Genomic DNA, 16,053 nt, shown 5'->3' on the forward strand with positions numbered 1-16,053 from the left:
ATTTTATTTATTCCTATAAAAAATCAACGTTTCGTATGATATAATAAATTACAGTTGTAAGTTTCCTTAAATTGAAATCAAAATAAATAAATGAAATAATATAATGAAAATGAAATAAAAGAGGAGAAATAATATGAGTGAGAACCAACTAGTCAATATGAATACAATAGAAGTGAAGGAGTATTTAGGAGTAAGTAATTTCGTAATAAACAATTTAATGAAGCAGGGACAATTAGTTCCAATTAATAAAGATACATGGCGATTAGATGGAAGTTTCCTGTTCAAAAGAGAAGATGTCGAAGTAATTAAGAAAGATAGAGAAACAGAAGGTCTTACTCTATACCAAGCTAGTAAAAAATATGATGTAAGTACATATCAATTAGAAAAATGGTTGACAGATGGAGAGCTAACTGCTACTGTACAGGAGCATCGTAACCGAGAGACTAAATTCATTAAAGAAGAAGAGTTACGTCAACTTATACATCGATTTGATCAAGCAAATACACTGTATACTTACTCACAAAAGTATAATACAGTCCTATTCCAACGGTATTTTCAAGGGAATACAATAGCTAGAGTTATTTCTATTCCGAAACGTGGCGATATTATATTGATTAATGAATTTGGAAGTGAATTTACTCTAAAAGAAGCAAAAAAATTAGGATATATACCAGCATACGAATTACCCGATAAACCGCGTAGTCATCATCAGAGATTTGTTAAATTTCGCATACCAAAATCTGATCAATTACGTAGTAGTTCTTTTCAACATATTGACTTAATACTGGAGTATGTATCTCCAAGGAATTTAAAAGTTTCAGAAGAAGAAGGGTTTTGGTATTTTGATATTCGTCAATCGCTAATCGAATTACCTATGGGAATACAATTGGAATGGATTGAAAGTTTAACACCCTATTTAATAGAAGGAAAATTAGTAAAACGTGTAAATAATAGTGTGTATTTAGATAGTAGCAGCATAACAAAACCAGTAACGATGTCTAGTAAAGAATATCAAACAATTAATAAAATAGTTGAAGAAACAAATAGTACGATTGAAGAATTTATTGCATCTGCAATTCGTGAAAAATTAATAGCTATCTAGTATTAAGCAACTAAGTTGAAAATTAGAAAATAAGTTTGCATTTTTCAAAGGGACATCCTTGTATGGAAAATGGATTAAAGATGATGAATAGAAAATTGTTTTTACTGAAGAAAAAGTATATAGGATTTAGCCCGTGAAGAGGAATAGATAAAGGATAATGTAATGTAGACCATCTTGATGAACTATCCAATCTAGTAAAAAGCGAATATAGTACATGAGAATTTGAAGGGGAGGATAATGATTCTATTACGAAGTTTCTTAATAAATAAAAAATTATGATAATTATAATTGAGGTTTATCCAATTCTAAGTAGTTTCTGTAATTAATTGTATGTTGAAAAAAGCAGTTTGATTGCAAACTGCTTTTTTTATAGCATGAATCGTTTCGAGTCCTTTCAAGGTGCGCAACATAGTGAAGACTTTGGAATCCTGTAGAGTTAGCAAAACGGCGTTTTATATATCTTGTTTAAATTGCTTTCCCTTAAAATTCAGCTTAGTTTTAAAAACTTTGCAACAAAATCCTATTTCTTGTCTAGTAATATGCTAGATACGCCTTTGTCTCAAAAAACTGCGAACTTAACTCTACAGTAAGATGAATTTTCTATTTATTTCTATCATAACGGATATAACTTGGATCATAGTATAACCACTGTTTATCCCCAAGTTGCAACCAGCCACCTTGCTCTTTTAATACTTTATGCTTTTCATTTCCCCGCAATTTACGAACCACTTTATACTGTGTTCCAGGTCCTTCTCGTAAATTAACCCCAATTCCGTTTATTGTCACAGTCCCGATTTCCTCGTTATTTCTCTTTTCTGTAACATGCAACATTCGATTAATAAAAGCTGCTGACTCGCCGCGACTCGCCGTACTTTTTGGTACAAACCGATTATGCTCGTTTCCTTTTACAATTCCTAATCCATATACGCGTTGCAATGCTTGTTTATCGTATGCTTGATTCTGATCGGAAAATGGAACTTTCAATAACTTTCCAATAACCCCCTTATACTGTAATGCTCGATCAATTATCATCACAGCTTCGTCTCGTTTAATCATATCGTTTGGAGCGAATATATTATTTCCACGCCCCTTAATAATTCCGGCACTCGCTGCACGTTTAATCCCATCTATTAAAGATGGATGTACTTCGTTTAAATCTTTAAAGGAGGATGTTCCTGTTGGTAGCTTTAATGCTCGAGAGATTAATGTCGCAAACTCTCCTCGCGTTACAAGACGATTTGGCCAGTATAACCCTTTGCCATCTCCAATCATTATACCTTTAGCCGCTAATTCACGAATATCTTGCTCATACCAACCACCTGTAATATCGTCTTTATTTTTTCCGTTATAGTAATAATCTTTTGTTCCCCGTAAAAAGTCGTTCCACGAACCACGTTGAATAATGTTTCTTGGGCAGTTTTTCCCACTCCAATGCTGATGTTTTTTCACATTATCTAAGGATATATTCAATTCCTTCATTAAATGTGCTGCCAATTTCCGAGCATTGTCTACAGCTTTTTCATAGTTTCCATCTTGATTCACTGCAATTTCAATCGCAATAGATTGCCTATTACCTGTACCGTTTGTTCCATCACCTGCATGCCATCCATTTTCATTCAGAGGTAGATGCTGATAAATTTCTTTATCGTCTACTGTAAAATGCCAAGATGCCCCACGATTTGTAGCTCCTATTGCCTGATTATATAAGTATTTTGCGTGATTTTTGGCACCTGCACCCATACTCGTATTATCAGTCTCGTGAATGGTAATATACTTTGGCTTCATCCAGTAACCAGGGCGAATATTCGGATTTCCTTTCGGAACAATCCATTCTATCAACGGAACATCCTGAATCATGCCTTTCCTCAATGCAGAAAAAATAATAGGGGAATCTTGTCCAATTTCAGATCCTCTTGGTTCTTCAACAGCTGCCCCTTCGTTGTCACCCCGACCGTCCTCATTTTTCATATGTTCTTCAATGCTCTTCAAAGCTTGTTCATCTATTGACTGTACCTCTATTTGTTTCTTTTGTTGAAGTTCCTCCGCAAAAGAAGACGTTGGAACTGCAAATACTGGTAATGCAAGTGACATAGCTAAAACGTTATAGAATGATTTTTTCATAGTGTAGGCTTAACACGTATAATATAAAATTATTTTGTGCTAAATTCCCTCCCTTTCAAGTAAGATAAAATTCTGTTTCTTCAAAAATGATAATTAGGTGCAAAAATAATTTGCTAAAACCATAGAGTAGCAATATTCTATTAACCTCGAAATTAACCAGCTAACTTAAATAACTTATAAATGGTTTCACCCTCATTTCGGGCATGGTTCCCCTTTTTTTCTGCCCTCACTAGTTGCTAAAGTATAGCTACTATACTGATGATAATTCCATACAAGTGTACAACGATAGGTCCCAAGTGAAATGCAAGTGGATCTTAAGATTGGATTTGTTATGTCATTAAGAAAATATCTCCCTATTTATTTAAAAGGTATAAAAATATATACAATGTAGGTACAACAATTAAAAGATGCTAGTTGCGATTGTATCTTTTTTGAAATAGTAGAATCTTAAATTAATAACAAGTATTTGTACTCTAAATTTCAAAAAATCACCGTTTGGTTACCATTTCCTTTTCCATATCAAGAAAATATGCGGTCACCGTTAATTTCAGATGATTGTTCTATCCAGGCTGATTATAATTTATTAATCTGTGTATATGCACTCCAAGATAAGCTATTTCCTCATTTGGAATAATTTCCCCATCAAATTGTTCTATATATTCCTTAACTTTAAAGGCTCCAGACATGGCTTGAGGATACAAGATGGCCAATTGCTCAAATAATACATCACCTTTATCATCTAACATTGTATTAGTATAGAAACGTTCTACAAAATATTTAACATGGGTAACAAATCTAGTATAATGAATATTTTCATCATCCATTTCGATTTTGCAAGTGTATCGAACCAAGTTGACAATGCTTCCAATCATTTTGGCATACCTCATACCATCTTTAGACTCTTTCTGTTCCCCTTGAGCATTAATCAAATGGAATGCGATATTTGCTGCTTCTTCAATAGGTAAATTAATATGGAATTTTTCATTCATCAACTTAAGAGCGAACACTCCAATTTTAAATTCTTCAGTATAATAATTTTTAATTTCCCAATATACTCGATTGGTGATATTAATATTTTTCTTATATCTTGCAACAGCAAAACTCAAATGATCCATTAACGTAAAATAGATCCCCCTATTAAGCGTAGTGTTAAGTTTATCTTCAGCATAATTTACAATTTGCTGAGTCAGTTCTATAAATACAGGAGAAATAGCATCCAATAAACCCAAAAACTCTTTTACTTGGGTACTTTCAATTGGTATAAACATTTGATGAGTTTGCTGCCCCTCAATAATATTACCGGCTTTTTGCCCATATCCTATTCCTTTTCCCAAAAGAATAAATTCTTTTTTTTGGTCATCTTCTGCTAATACCACACTAGTATTTAAAACTTTTTTAATTTTTATCATTGTAATCACCTCTACACTAGAAAACTGGATTATCAATTCAACCCTTTGTTAGTGCTGTTACTTTTTTGTTGTATCGAAAAATTTTTTCTTCTCCACTGAGATTTATAAAATGGTTCTGGTTCAAAATAAAAGAGAATAAAGCACATATATTCCTTAAGGAATCATATCTTATGTTGTAGGTCCAAATAATTAATGAAAGAAATCCAGTAATCACAACCATTAGAAAAGGTGTAATTAATAAATCTAAAGAATTTGGTACATGTTTTCGTAACTGTTTATCTATAACACTCATGACGTATACGGATAATAAAACAGGAAAAAAGTCCTTCGCTAACTAATCATATCAATATTCATACAAAGAAAATGTATGAATGCCGACTTCGCATCTACAAGTGTCCAAAGATTTATTACAAGATGCTTTAAAAACCCATCAATTAAAGCTTCTAAGAAAATGTTATTGGTAAACTTTTTCAAAGCACTAATCCCAGGTAAGATTGGTAATATAATGAAAGTTGCGCTTGAAAATATATCAAATAATTGAATAAGGGCATGGTTATCAGGCACAATTTTAAACGTTTTTAACATTCCAAGGAAATCCATTAATAAACCGCTCACAACAATTATCGGAATGATGGGTACAAAATATTGGGCAATATTTTTGCTAATCGAGCAATTAAATTTAAGGTTTCTTTTACTACTTCTGTATGTGTCTGTGAATCAAATTGTGATGCATCGATAAAATTTGCAAATGATTCATATACTTTGTTTTCCATTTCTGTTTGTACTAATTTTGAATTATTTTTTAAAACAAGCCGAAGACGTATTGCACAATGAGTTGTGCCTATAATATGCTCATTTCTACCAATATATTGTAATACACTATTAGCAACTGCCTTCACATTTATCTAAAATCCCCCTAACTAATTTACGGAACCGGTTCTATAAAGGATTTTAAAACTGTTTCAAACTTTGTCAATACTTTCTTGAATTTTAATATATATCTTAACTCTATCATTTTGGATCCTTCATTAAATTACCATTATATTTTCATCCGGAACAGATACAAATTACAACGCAACTGTCAGCAGAGAATTGGTCCTTAATGTTTTTTGTATAAAAGTAGAGGATTTCCCCCATCTATTTGAATGTTTTTATCAAATAGATATCTCTCGAACAAAACAGTACAGAGAAATAAGTCTAGCTCTTAAAACTGTTATTTACGCACATGGCGGAATAGTAATTGTAAAGATTAACCTTGGAGAAGGAATTATATTTTTTGTTTATTTCTCGTTAACATAAGGTATTGCTATTCCCTTTTAAAGTTATAAGAAAAGAAGTGAACCATGACTCTTTTCTTATACTTGAAGGTGTTGTATAACTAAAATAAATATGCGATGTATAAATCAGAAAAGATATCACTTTATATCTGCATTTATTTATTTTACTAAGGTTTTTTCCAATTCATTTATTAAATACTTCAGGCCTTCTGGACTTAAAGTGATTTTACCATTTGCAAGAGAAATATTTTCATTAGATACTTTTCCAGTTACTAAACAAGCACCATTCATTTCATATTTTTTTAAAATGATTTCTTCATCTTCTACATAAATCTCTAATTGGGTGGCTTCTTCCATTGCTAGTGTGCGTCTTAATTCTATTGGTATAACTATACGTCCTAATTTATTTATATGCCGTATTAATCCTACTGATTTCATGCAACTTCTCCTTTATATAATCTATACCTTTATATTTTATACCCTATGCCATTTTTCTTTGTACTACCGCATTGACTGCAGTATGAGTAACAACTCTTCCTCACTGATGCCGTTCTCTATGCTCAGAGAATACGAAAATTCTTGTGAATTCCATATCGCTAGTTCATATTTTCCTTTATTACCTTTAATAGTCACTTTTTCATTTTTAAATTGAACTGTTTTCGTGTCACTGTATTGTTGATGGTTAACACTTATATCATTAATACCGGGTGCCATTCTAAACAGCAGGTTATTGTTAACACCACTATAATAAATCTCTGCCATCTCCCCATCTACAGATGAGTAGTTTGTTTTCTCCACTTCAAAAGGGATTTCCGTAATTTCCCTTACTTTAAACCCTACAGCATCTATCAGCTCCTGAAGCGATGCAAACTCGATTTTAATCGGCAATGCTTGCTCAGGGCCAGGGTTAGCAATCGGGTTATTTGGCTGAACGGGGTCACTTTGATTAAAATAATGAGAATTCATGAGGACACCCGTTAGTAATACCAGGAAACAAGCGGCCGCATAAGTCATCTTCCTGTGCGGTTTAAACAACATCGAGAAGCGATGTTCCTTTTTTGTCAAGTCCGTGCTGCGAATGTTTTGCATAATCCGCCCTTGCATAGCAGGAGTTACTTTTACTCTACTCATAATGTCGTTATATTTATTCCGCAAAATCATACTCCTCCTTCAAAATAATTTTGAGCTTTTCTCTAGCTCTGTGTAAAAGAGAGCGGACCGTTGTTTCTTTTTTTGTTAATATACTCGCAATCTGTGCAGTCGAATAATCTTCGTGGTAGAAAAGATGCAATACTTCGCTATAGATGATCGGCAGGTTTTTTACTGCTTCCCATACAAACTGTAAATCCTGTTCATCCACAGAAACCAGCCCCTCGTCAAGTTCAGTGGTGTCACGCCTCTTTTTATATTTGATTTTGTTTTTGCTGATGTTAATCGCGACTCGTAGTAACCAAGCTTTTTCATGTGTAGCATTTTCGATAGTAGGTGCAGATCTTATATACTGTATTAATGTATCCTGTAGAACATCTTCAGCATCAGCGAGACTATGCAGGTACGAATATGCCAAACGCAAGATAGAATTTCCATATTCCTCTAATATACCTTCTGCTTTACGATTGATTATCTCTCTTTGCTCAGCTGAATCGCAAACAACAGTATTACTATATTTGGACTCCAACTTTGAAGCCATTTTCCAAGATTGTGTCAGTATTCTGTACAAATATAAGATGTATCGCATAAGGCAATGCATTTGATTATAGTCTCTTCGTTCAATAGTATCCAATTTTGACCTCCTAATCCCTCCTCTTTACCCATCTATGATAAAACAAAACCACCCCTAATCATGTAAGTGCAGGGACGATACACCATAGAATTTTTGAAGAGTCAAAAGATATATTACTTAACTTTTACAGTATAGGTTAATGATTGTGTAGGCTTCTGCCCTTTTTCTAATCTATGGGAGTAATCAAATTTCAACGTGTACGTACCAGCTTTGGTTGCTTTAAAAGTCCACGTTTTTTTAGTAGGCTCACCTACAGCATCACTTTCCTTTGGATCTTTTATATTTTCTGTAACGAGTTGAATCCTATCAGTATTTGTTGTGTAGCTCCATGAGTACCCTGTCGACAAATTTTCCCCTAGCGTAATATCAAACGTTTTACCTACCGTAACTTCCAATTCTTTCATATGATCATCCTTCTGTGTAGGCTTGTTTGAATGAATTTCTTTACTGCTGTCCGCTGGTTTTACAGAAGAGGCATCACTAGCAGATGTACTTCCCATTAAGCTAACACCGACCACTAAACAACCAGCCAGACATCCGGCTATAATCATAGGTTTTTTAATTTTCATTGTAAGTTCCTCCAGAAATTTTTTTATTAAAAAGGCACAAAAAGAAAATATTAATTTATATAACTGAACTGTGAATATTTTCAACAATGTTTCGTTGCGTTCTTCCTGTTTTGTGTCTTTCTGCAATATATACAAATGACAAAGCGAAATTGTTGCAGTGCTCAGAAAAATTAATTCTACTAATGATTTTTCTCTATACATCCACTAAGATATGGATGGGAGTTCACGAACTATAAAAAGGAGGCCAACCTGAGTTCTTTCAGAAATGCTGCTCTTCAATTGCTGTTTGTGTTACCTTTGATTTATTCCTTAAAATAAGCCGAAGACGCGTTGCAAAATGATTTGAGCTTATAACATTCTCTTTTCCGTCAACAATATACTGTAATGTCCTATTCACAATCCTTTTCACATTCATATAAAATCTCCTCACCTAATTTAGGGAACCGGTTCTACAAAGAATTATAATACATTCTTAAATTTTAATACATATCTTAATTTTACCATTTCGAATTCTTTCTTAAATTCCTGTTAGGTTTTGTTTCAAATTTATTCTAACAGAGTGAGGAAAATCTTAAATAGGAAATTTTAAAGAGATATTATTTTGGTAGCCGTTGGCTCTTAATATGCGCTGGGTTCATGAATATGACCACTTAATTTATCGAATTTGGAGAGAAAAAATGAAAGCGTACAAGTTTCTTGGAAATTGGATGAAACCTATATAAAAATCAAAGGAGAATGGCGTTACCTGTATCGTACAGTTGATAAAGTGGATATTCAATTTTGTAATAAATTAGATTATCAGGCTGCATATATCCTTATGGCGGTCACTATATCATTCTAGGTAAATTGTGCGTTAAGAATTACAAAACCTTATCATTACAATATTTTTTTAAGATAAATGGGTTTAACCACATTGCTATCTAGCTAACAAAATAAAATACCCCCTAAAATGAAAAAATACGCTATTCTTTCTATAGAATCATAGGAAAGGATGGCTTTTTTGTATGTCTATTTCTGTCTCTGATGAATTACAACTATTTGCTCAAGAGATTCAAAGTTTTTTATCTCCAAATTCCCTACGGGATCTTGCTAGAGATGTTGGTTTTGTTCAGTGAACTAGTAAGTACCAAGCAAAAGATTTAGTCGCTTTATGTGTATGGATAAGCCAAAATGTTGCTACTACTTCTTTAACTCAGCTATCTAGCTGTTTAGAATCATCAACGATTTAATAAAGCGGCCGTCCAATTTTTACAACATATATTAGCTGAACTACCAAATCAAAAGTTGACCTCATCTATACCGATTTCTTCTCCATATACTTCTGTTTTCAAGCGTATTCTTATTTTAGATGCAACTGCATTTCAACTCCCAGATCCCTTTTCATCCGTTTATCCAGGTGCAGGAGGATGCAGCCATACAGCGGTGGTGAAAATTCAGCTTGAATATGATCTATTAAGTGGACAATTCCTACATATTCATACCGATCCAGGTAAACAACATGATCGAACCTACGGTTCTCTGTCTGTTCCAACTGTGACAGCCAATGATTTATGTATTCGAGATGTAGGGTATTTTCATTTGAGAGATCTTCAACATATACAAGATAAAAAGGCTTACTATATCTCTCGTATCAAGTCGAATACACGTATTTATCAAAAAAATCCCAATCCTGATTATTTTCAAGGTGGAAGAATCAAGAAAGGTACAGAGTATATATAGATAGATATGGAGGTTTTAATGAACTCTCTTCAGCTAGGACAAACATGTGAAATACCCGACGCTTATGTAGGAATGACTGATAAAGTCCCAACTCGTGTGATTGTTCATCGAATAACAAAAGAACAACAAGAAAAGCGATTACAAGATCAAACTATAAGAGAAAAAAAGAAAAGAATGAAGTATTCTCCTCGTAGTAAACGACTCAGTAGTATCAATGTATATATGACAAACACTCCTACAGATGTTGTCCCGATGGGACAAGTACATGATTGGTATTCTTTACGTTGGCAAATCGAAATTTTATTTAAAACATGGAAATCATTCTTTCACATTCATCATTGTAAAAAGATAAAACGAGAACGATTGGAATACCATTTGTATGGGCAACTGATTGCCATTCTACTCTGTTCTTCTATTATGTTTCAAATGCGGAAGTTACTTCTCATGAAAAAGAAACAAGAGCTGAGTGAATATAAAGCCATATATATGATTAAAGACTATTTTTTTCTTCTGTTTCGAGCAATACAAAGAGACACCCAAGGATTATCAAAGATTCTTCTTCGTGTGTTTAACCTCCTACAGCGAAACGGACGAAAATCTCATCGATACAAGAAGAAAACAGTCTTTGATATATTAGGTGTCGTTTACAATTGTACCATGCCGGACAATCAAGCAGCTTAATAAAAAAGTGTAACCCGTTAGGGTTTATTTGATATGCAAAATTTCCAATGATCTATACTTGTTTTTAGAAAAAGAAAGAAATTTCTTCTGAAACTGATTTTTCCTAACCTGAGCTTGATAGCGATGTGGTAATACCCCTATCAATTCTTGTTTACATATACGAACGTTTTTATGCTATTTGTTTATTCGATTAATTTTTATTGAACTAAGTTCGATTGGGATATAAATCTTATTTTTAAGTACTACATTTCCCATTGAATCACATAAAGTTTCAATTAGTAATACGAATAAATTATTATTTGAATGTAATTCATAGTGTGAAGAAGGAAGAACTGATTCTGTAAATTTTATTTCGATTGTTGATGAATGTATTAGAGTATAAATCTCTTCTTCAAGAATTTTTAGTATGCTCTGCTGATCGTTGAGATTCATTTGATATTGGGAAGCTGTCTCACTTGGGAACATTGTAAAAGCATGTGCCACTATTTTATTTTTACACTTATACCACCTATTAAACCTAATCATCACTGCTGAATCGCGATTAAAAATCTTTTTAATGTAATCATAATCGTCTGAAAAACTAACTTCAAAATAAGCAGCTATATCATCAATCGTTTCTGTACAACATTGAAAAACAGTATTATCTATTTTTTCTAAACCAACACTTCTTACATTTACATTTTGTTTTATAAAGTTCCCTTGTCCATGAATTGTTTCAATATAACCGTCCTCTTTTAATAAACCCAATGCTTGTCTTAGGGTCATTCTACTAACATTCATCATTTTAGAAAGTTCTGGTTCTGAAGGTAGCTTACTTCCAATCGGATAGACTCCCTCATTAATTAGTTTAAATAATTTTTCAAAAACCTCTACGTATAGAGGTGATTTTTTTTTATTTTCGGCAGACATAAACAACACTCCTTACAAATATTATATCGAGTTATAAATTATTCGCAATCTTGTCTATTAAGTAGCAATGTAAAGCACGACCATAATTCTTTTAAATCAAGCACTTAAAATTTTTAAGGTGAAGAACATTCTGGAATTTTAAGGTTGTTATTGATTTATTTAATATGTTGAAATATAATTTAGTTGAAATAAATTAGACAACTAATTATACAACTAGATTTTATGATATTAATCAAACGTCTTGAAAAAGGAGGTAATAAGAAATCAGGAAAAACCAGTTTTTTTCTAATTGTGAAAACGAATACATTTAAAAAAGAAATGAATTGTACAGATTACTTGATATGTGAAACGAGTAAGAATATTAGTTGAATTATAGTTTTTGATAGTTAAGTAGATTAAAAACTATAGAAATGGAGAGATTATAATATGACAACAGCACACAATACCGCGAAATCTGGAGAAATTGCAAAAACAGTTTTAATGCCAGGAGATCCACTACGTGCGAAATATATTGCGGAAACATATCTAGAAAATCCAGTGCAGTTTAATACTGTTCGTAATATGTTTGGATTTACAGGACGTTATAAAGGAAAACAAATATCTGTAATGGGATCAGGTATGGGAATGGGAAGTATAGGAATCTATTCGTACGAGTTATATAAATTTTATGATGTAGAAAATATTATCCGTGTTGGTAGCTCAGGAGCCTATACAGACCAACTGAACATACATGATATTGTGCTTGTTGATAGTGCATGGAGTCAATCAACATTTGCAAAAACTCAAGCAGGCATAGAAGGTGATATTCAGTATCCTAGTGAGTTATTAACTAACACAATTGAAGTTACTGCAAAGCATATAAATACTCCTATTGTTAGAGGAAGAACACATTCGAGTGATGTATTTTATTATGAAAGTAATGTTCCAAATTATGTTGATTTTTATAATAATCACAAGTGTATTTGTACAGAAATGGAAAGTTATGCATTATTCCATAATGCGAAAATATTAGGAAAACAAGCAGCTTGTTTGCTTACTATTTCAGATTCTTTAGTAACCCATGAGGAAATTAGTCCTGAAGCAAGACAAACTTCGTTCGATAAAATGATGAAAATTGCATTAGAGGCTTGTTTGTAAAGTGTAGAAATATGAAATGTCAATAGATACAAAATCATGTAGTGGCACTTCTATTTTCGAGAACAATAGCTTTTTTGAGTACCACTACATGCTCATCAAGTTAATATATTGTAGTATCCCCAAGATAAAAAAATATCTCGTCACAGTTGTCTATGAGAATTCAGTTCATTTTTTCATTTTTTTGAATTACGCTATATGATTGTGCAAGATAGAAAAGTTGTATACGACTTCTAAGATATCAAAGACTGTTTTCTTCTCATACCTATGGGATTTTCGTCCGTTTTTCTGCAAAAGAGTGAACAAGCGAAACAATATACTTGTTAATTCTTTGGTGTCTTTTTGTAAAGAGTGATAAATAAGTGGAAAATAATCTTTTATGATATAAGTCGCTTTATATTCGCTTAATTCTCGTTTCTTCTTGATGAGTTTTTCTCTAACAAACTAGAATTATAATTAGGTGCTAGTACGATATTCGTATAGGTTCCTGTACCCGAAAGGTACTTGTATCTATGTTTTAAACCGGCTGGAATAAAAACGGATGCAGGGCTCTCAATGATTTGCAATTCTCCTTCAATTTCCACTTCACATATGAGACCTGTACCATCTATTCTATTCCCCCAGAAAATAAAGGCACTATCACAATGATGTGCGTGAATATCTACATGTCCTTCTAAGTTCTCATCCATCTGTGCATCGTAAAAAACACGCTGTATCACATAAAATGATGCTCGTTCATCAGTTCTATAATCCATCTGTACCCAACGTTCTCCTGGACCATCTCGATGATATAAAAGCTCAGATGCTCCCTTTACAAATGGTTTACTAACTCGCAAAGACTTTGAAAGCCTAGCCCCTTTTCTCTCTATGCGTTTTTGTTGTATGTTCCTTACTCTTCCTATCATTTCTGGCTGAATACCCTCGTATGCTGAGTAATTCTGCTGAACAGCTTTCATATGATAGGGTGCGGTATGTGTAAATATGTTTTTTCCAATAATCGGTCTCCAATGATCCACTTTACAACCAGTAGCTAATTGAAGTGATTGAGTTAATTCAGGAATCATCTGTATTTTAAAGTACGGAAGATTACGCTTTTGAGATAATACAACGGATAAGTTTAGCAGGTCAACAATCCCGGCACGTTCACCTATTCCGCACAATGTGGTATCAATGACAGATGCCCCTGAATCGATTGCAGCAAGAGCATTTGCCATGGCTAATCCTAAATCATTATGAAGATGAACTTCAATCTCACAAGGGAATATCTCAACAGATTTCTTCACGATTGTCGCACACTGACCTGGCTCCCAAATTCCTACAGTGTCTGCTAAACTGATTCGATCTGCTCCAGCTATTTGTGCAATCTGTCCAATGTAGGCGATATCTTCCCATTCCGTTCGTGAAGCATCTTCAATAGTAAAACGGATTTTCATTCCTAAGGATTTTGCTTCTTCAATAGCATGTTTCACCTGATTAATAACATAATCTTTTGATCGATTGGTATACTTTGTTTGTAAAGAAATAGAATTAATAGACGCCCAGATTCCTATCCAATCGGCACCAGCACGATAAGCCGCATGAACTTCTTCTTTTTTCGCCCGAGCATGCATAAGTATTTCGGCGTGCTTTGCAGATGCTGCAACTTCTCGGCAAATCTCTTCTTCTTCTTCAGAGATGCCAGGGTGTCCAACTTCAATAAGCCTTACTCCAAAATCCTCTAACATGTAAAGTAATGTAATTTTGTCTTCCTTGGAGAAACGAATACCACATTGTTGTTCTCCTTCACGCAAGGTAGCATCTAATATTGTTAAACCCTTTTTCATTCCTGTTTTCCTTCTTTCGCTTCTATAAAGTTTAATGTTTGTTCGAATAGGGTATTACGATTCTTTTCATAAACAGCCCAGTGTGTTGCATCAGGGATTACTACTTCCTTTTTTTGCTTTGTACTTGTTAATTTTGACATCATATTTCGGTCTGCAAATATGTCATCTTCCCCGTAAATGACAAGTAATGGAGTGGTAATCTTAGATACATCATATAGGGGCTGATTTTTCCAAATATAAAATAAATCTTCAAGTGGACCAACTGGTCGACGAATCGTTTGATTATTTTTCTTACTCATAGGATCAGAATCAATAAAAACTTGTTTTACAGCATCCATTGCTTCGTTTGTAACAATTTTTTTATTTCCCATCATCATATACCAATGATGCATTCCTTTATCAAAGTCCACCATTTGATAAGCCGGTGCTTCAGGATTAAACTGATTAGGTTGTAGTGGGTTTTCGAAAGGCTGTGTCATCATAGGAAGTGTGAACCCGTGCATATACCCATATAAAATAAGTTTATTAATATCTTGAGGATGGGATATTGCATAATTTCCAGCCACAACACCTCCATATGACCATCCAACAATATGAATTTTTTTTACGTTTCTCTTCTTTTTAATCCAATTTACAATTGTTTCTAGATCCTTAGTTGCATCATTCAAATGAATAACCGGACGGTTATGGGCAGGAGGATCTGACATTTCTTTAGGGCGAGAAGAACGGCCAAACCCTCTGAAATCCATAGCCCAAGTATCATACCCTTTTCTGGCATACTCATCCATCCATGAAAATTTTGGTACATCAAATGCTTGAGCTGTAGGTACACTAAATGGTTCTAAAAATAAGATAATTTCATCAGATGTATACTGTTTTTTATTATTTAAGTTTTTATGAAGTAAAAATAAATTTTCTTCTCCTTGCTGAATTTCTATTTCTTGTTTTACCACTTTAGAAGTTTGATCATTTTGAGAAGTTTCTTTGATATTAGAACAACTAGACATAAGTATTATCAAAAAAATCCCTACTAAACTAATATGTGTCCATTTTATCTTCATTTAGAATATTCCTTTCATTTCATAGAAATGATAGCTATGATTCCAGCCGCAATAATTAATCCGGCTGGTAACCCTTTTGTAAATAATACGGCAATAAGGGTACCTATTAAGACACCTAACAATATCGTAGGATTCATAGGTAGAACTCCTACACCTTTTCCTCCTATGTATGACACAGTAAAACCTGCTAGAATGGATCCTAATCCGATAGGAGAGGTAATTAATTTCATTACGTTTTCACTTGTAATCTTTCCAGATGTAATTGGGAGTAAAAGGAATAACATCAGAAAGAAAATACCAATTGGAAAAGAATATTGTTGAATAAGATGTAATAAAGTTTTTTGTCCAACAGCAAGTAAAACTCCTAATAAACAAGCCGCACCAGCTAGCGCATAATCCTTAACAAGTAGAGCAAGTGTAACAATAATCCCCAGTAACAAAAAAGGAAGCATATTCTCTTACCTC

The 16,053-nt window shown here is 33.3% G+C and carries 16 protein-coding genes and 4 pseudogenes; 4 read left to right on the plus strand and 16 right to left on the minus strand.

Features of this window, described 5'->3' with window-relative positions; translation table 11 throughout:
• Window positions 1-133 precede the first annotated feature (133 nt).
• Window positions 134-1,102, plus strand: coding sequence for a DNA-binding protein (locus tag IQ781_RS27895; protein ID WP_242808353.1), 969 nt, complete (start codon window positions 134-136; stop codon window positions 1,100-1,102).
• Between the two features lie 362 nt (window positions 1,103-1,464).
• On the opposite strand, the pseudogene IQ781_RS28555 reads toward IQ781_RS27895, so the two are convergent.
• The 11 genes and pseudogenes from IQ781_RS28555 to IQ781_RS27940 form a co-directional block, all read right to left on the minus strand.
• A pseudogene (locus tag IQ781_RS28555) lies at window positions 1,465-1,564 on the minus strand (IS6 family transposase); the annotation flags it as partial.
• Between the two features lie 138 nt (window positions 1,565-1,702).
• Window positions 1,703-3,223, minus strand: coding sequence for an S-layer homology domain-containing protein (locus IQ781_RS27900; RefSeq protein ID WP_242808354.1), 1,521 nt, complete (start codon window positions 3,221-3,223; stop codon window positions 1,703-1,705).
• Between the two features lie 560 nt (window positions 3,224-3,783).
• Complete coding sequence (locus IQ781_RS27905; protein ID WP_242808355.1) at window positions 3,784-4,632, minus strand: PRD domain-containing protein; 849 nt, start codon at window positions 4,630-4,632, stop codon at window positions 3,784-3,786.
• A gap of 37 nt (window positions 4,633-4,669) precedes the next feature.
• Window positions 4,670-4,924: a hypothetical protein gene (locus tag IQ781_RS28365; protein ID WP_348773936.1), complete on the minus strand. Its 255-nt coding sequence runs from the start codon at window positions 4,922-4,924 to the stop codon at window positions 4,670-4,672.
• A gap of 38 nt (window positions 4,925-4,962) precedes the next feature.
• Window positions 4,963-5,217, minus strand: a complete 255-nt coding sequence (locus IQ781_RS27910) for a hypothetical protein (RefSeq protein WP_242808356.1) — start codon at window positions 5,215-5,217, stop codon at window positions 4,963-4,965.
• Between the two features lie 35 nt (window positions 5,218-5,252).
• Window positions 5,253-5,531: a PTS transporter subunit EIIB gene (locus IQ781_RS27915; RefSeq protein WP_242808357.1), complete on the minus strand. Its 279-nt coding sequence runs from the start codon at window positions 5,529-5,531 to the stop codon at window positions 5,253-5,255.
• Between the two features lie 537 nt (window positions 5,532-6,068).
• Complete coding sequence (locus tag IQ781_RS27920; protein ID WP_242808358.1) at window positions 6,069-6,347, minus strand: AbrB/MazE/SpoVT family DNA-binding domain-containing protein; 279 nt, start codon at window positions 6,345-6,347, stop codon at window positions 6,069-6,071.
• A 63-nt stretch (window positions 6,348-6,410) separates the two neighbouring features.
• A complete protein-coding gene (locus tag IQ781_RS27925; RefSeq protein WP_242808359.1) occupies window positions 6,411-7,064 on the minus strand; it encodes a DUF4367 domain-containing protein in 654 nt (217 codons plus the stop codon).
• Window positions 7,054-7,692 (minus strand): RNA polymerase sigma factor, encoded by a 639-nt coding sequence (locus IQ781_RS27930; protein ID WP_242808360.1) that lies wholly within the window; start codon window positions 7,690-7,692, stop codon window positions 7,054-7,056. Before IQ781_RS27930 ends, IQ781_RS27925 begins: the two co-directional genes overlap by 11 nt.
• 113 nt (window positions 7,693-7,805) lie before the next feature.
• Complete coding sequence (locus IQ781_RS27935) at window positions 7,806-8,261, minus strand: protease inhibitor I42 family protein (protein WP_242808361.1); 456 nt, start codon at window positions 8,259-8,261, stop codon at window positions 7,806-7,808.
• Window positions 8,262-8,520: 259 nt separating this feature from the next.
• A complete protein-coding gene (locus IQ781_RS27940) occupies window positions 8,521-8,676 on the minus strand; it encodes a PTS sugar transporter subunit IIB (protein ID WP_242808362.1) in 156 nt (51 codons plus the stop codon).
• A gap of 208 nt (window positions 8,677-8,884) precedes the next feature.
• Here IQ781_RS27940 and IQ781_RS27945 point away from each other — a divergent pair.
• Both IQ781_RS27945 and IQ781_RS27950 read left to right on the plus strand, forming a co-directional pair.
• Window positions 8,885-9,081 (plus strand): annotated as a pseudogene (locus tag IQ781_RS27945) (DDE-type integrase/transposase/recombinase); the annotation flags it as partial.
• 184 nt (window positions 9,082-9,265) lie between these two features.
• Window positions 9,266-10,661: pseudogene (locus IQ781_RS27950) on the plus strand (IS4 family transposase).
• Between the two features lie 174 nt (window positions 10,662-10,835).
• Here the strand turns inward: IQ781_RS27950 and IQ781_RS27955 are convergent.
• Entirely contained in the window at window positions 10,836-11,570 is a 735-nt protein-coding gene (locus IQ781_RS27955; protein WP_242808363.1) for a GntR family transcriptional regulator, read from the minus strand.
• Window positions 11,571-11,996: 426 nt separating this feature from the next.
• On the opposite strand from IQ781_RS27955, the gene deoD reads away from it, so the two are divergent.
• Entirely contained in the window at window positions 11,997-12,707 is a 711-nt protein-coding gene (gene deoD, locus IQ781_RS27960) for a purine-nucleoside phosphorylase (RefSeq protein ID WP_242808364.1), read from the plus strand.
• A gap of 186 nt (window positions 12,708-12,893) precedes the next feature.
• Here the strand turns inward: deoD and IQ781_RS27965 are convergent.
• The 4 genes and pseudogenes from IQ781_RS27965 to IQ781_RS27980 form a co-directional block, all read right to left on the minus strand.
• A pseudogene (locus IQ781_RS27965) lies at window positions 12,894-13,133 on the minus strand (IS4 family transposase); the annotation flags it as partial.
• Window positions 13,109-14,527, minus strand: coding sequence for a homocitrate synthase/isopropylmalate synthase family protein (locus tag IQ781_RS27970; RefSeq protein ID WP_242808365.1), 1,419 nt, complete (start codon window positions 14,525-14,527; stop codon window positions 13,109-13,111). The gene IQ781_RS27970 and the pseudogene IQ781_RS27965, both read right to left, overlap by 25 nt.
• Complete coding sequence (locus IQ781_RS27975) at window positions 14,524-15,588, minus strand: alpha/beta hydrolase (protein WP_242808366.1); 1,065 nt, start codon at window positions 15,586-15,588, stop codon at window positions 14,524-14,526. Before IQ781_RS27975 ends, IQ781_RS27970 begins: the two co-directional genes overlap by 4 nt.
• Before the next feature lie 14 nt (window positions 15,589-15,602).
• Window positions 15,603-16,040, minus strand: a complete 438-nt coding sequence (locus tag IQ781_RS27980) for a DUF441 family protein (RefSeq protein WP_242808367.1) — start codon at window positions 16,038-16,040, stop codon at window positions 15,603-15,605.
• Window positions 16,041-16,053 lie beyond the last annotated feature (13 nt).

Source organism: Bacillus sp. N447-1 (assembly GCF_022701035.1).
In the GTDB taxonomy this organism is placed as follows: domain Bacteria; phylum Bacillota; class Bacilli; order Bacillales; family Bacillaceae_G; genus Bacillus_A; species Bacillus_A cereus.

Coding starts and splice junctions, on each gene's coding strand:
- IQ781_RS27895 (WP_242808353.1), top strand. CDS start 134: ATGAGTGAGAACCAACTAGTCAATATGAATACAATAGAAGTGAAGGAG.
- IQ781_RS27900 (WP_242808354.1), bottom strand. CDS start 3,223: ATGAAAAAATCATTCTATAACGTTTTAGCTATGTCACTTGCATTACCA.
- IQ781_RS27905 (WP_242808355.1), bottom strand. CDS start 4,632: ATGATAAAAATTAAAAAAGTTTTAAATACTAGTGTGGTATTAGCAGAA.
- IQ781_RS28365 (WP_348773936.1), bottom strand. CDS start 4,924: ATGAGTGTTATAGATAAACAGTTACGAAAACATGTACCAAATTCTTTA.
- IQ781_RS27910 (WP_242808356.1), bottom strand. CDS start 5,217: ATGTTAAAAACGTTTAAAATTGTGCCTGATAACCATGCCCTTATTCAA.
- IQ781_RS27920 (WP_242808358.1), bottom strand. CDS start 6,347: ATGAAATCAGTAGGATTAATACGGCATATAAATAAATTAGGACGTATA.
- IQ781_RS27935 (WP_242808361.1), bottom strand. CDS start 8,261: ATGAAAATTAAAAAACCTATGATTATAGCCGGATGTCTGGCTGGTTGT.
- IQ781_RS27940 (WP_242808362.1), bottom strand. CDS start 8,676: ATGAATGTGAAAAGGATTGTGAATAGGACATTACAGTATATTGTTGAC.
- IQ781_RS27955 (WP_242808363.1), bottom strand. CDS start 11,570: ATGTCTGCCGAAAATAAAAAAAAATCACCTCTATACGTAGAGGTTTTT.
- deoD (WP_242808364.1), top strand. CDS start 11,997: ATGACAACAGCACACAATACCGCGAAATCTGGAGAAATTGCAAAAACA.
- IQ781_RS27970 (WP_242808365.1), bottom strand. CDS start 14,527: ATGAAAAAGGGTTTAACAATATTAGATGCTACCTTGCGTGAAGGAGAA.
- IQ781_RS27975 (WP_242808366.1), bottom strand. CDS start 15,588: ATGAAGATAAAATGGACACATATTAGTTTAGTAGGGATTTTTTTGATA.
- IQ781_RS27980 (WP_242808367.1), bottom strand. CDS start 16,040: ATGCTTCCTTTTTTGTTACTGGGGATTATTGTTACACTTGCTCTACTT.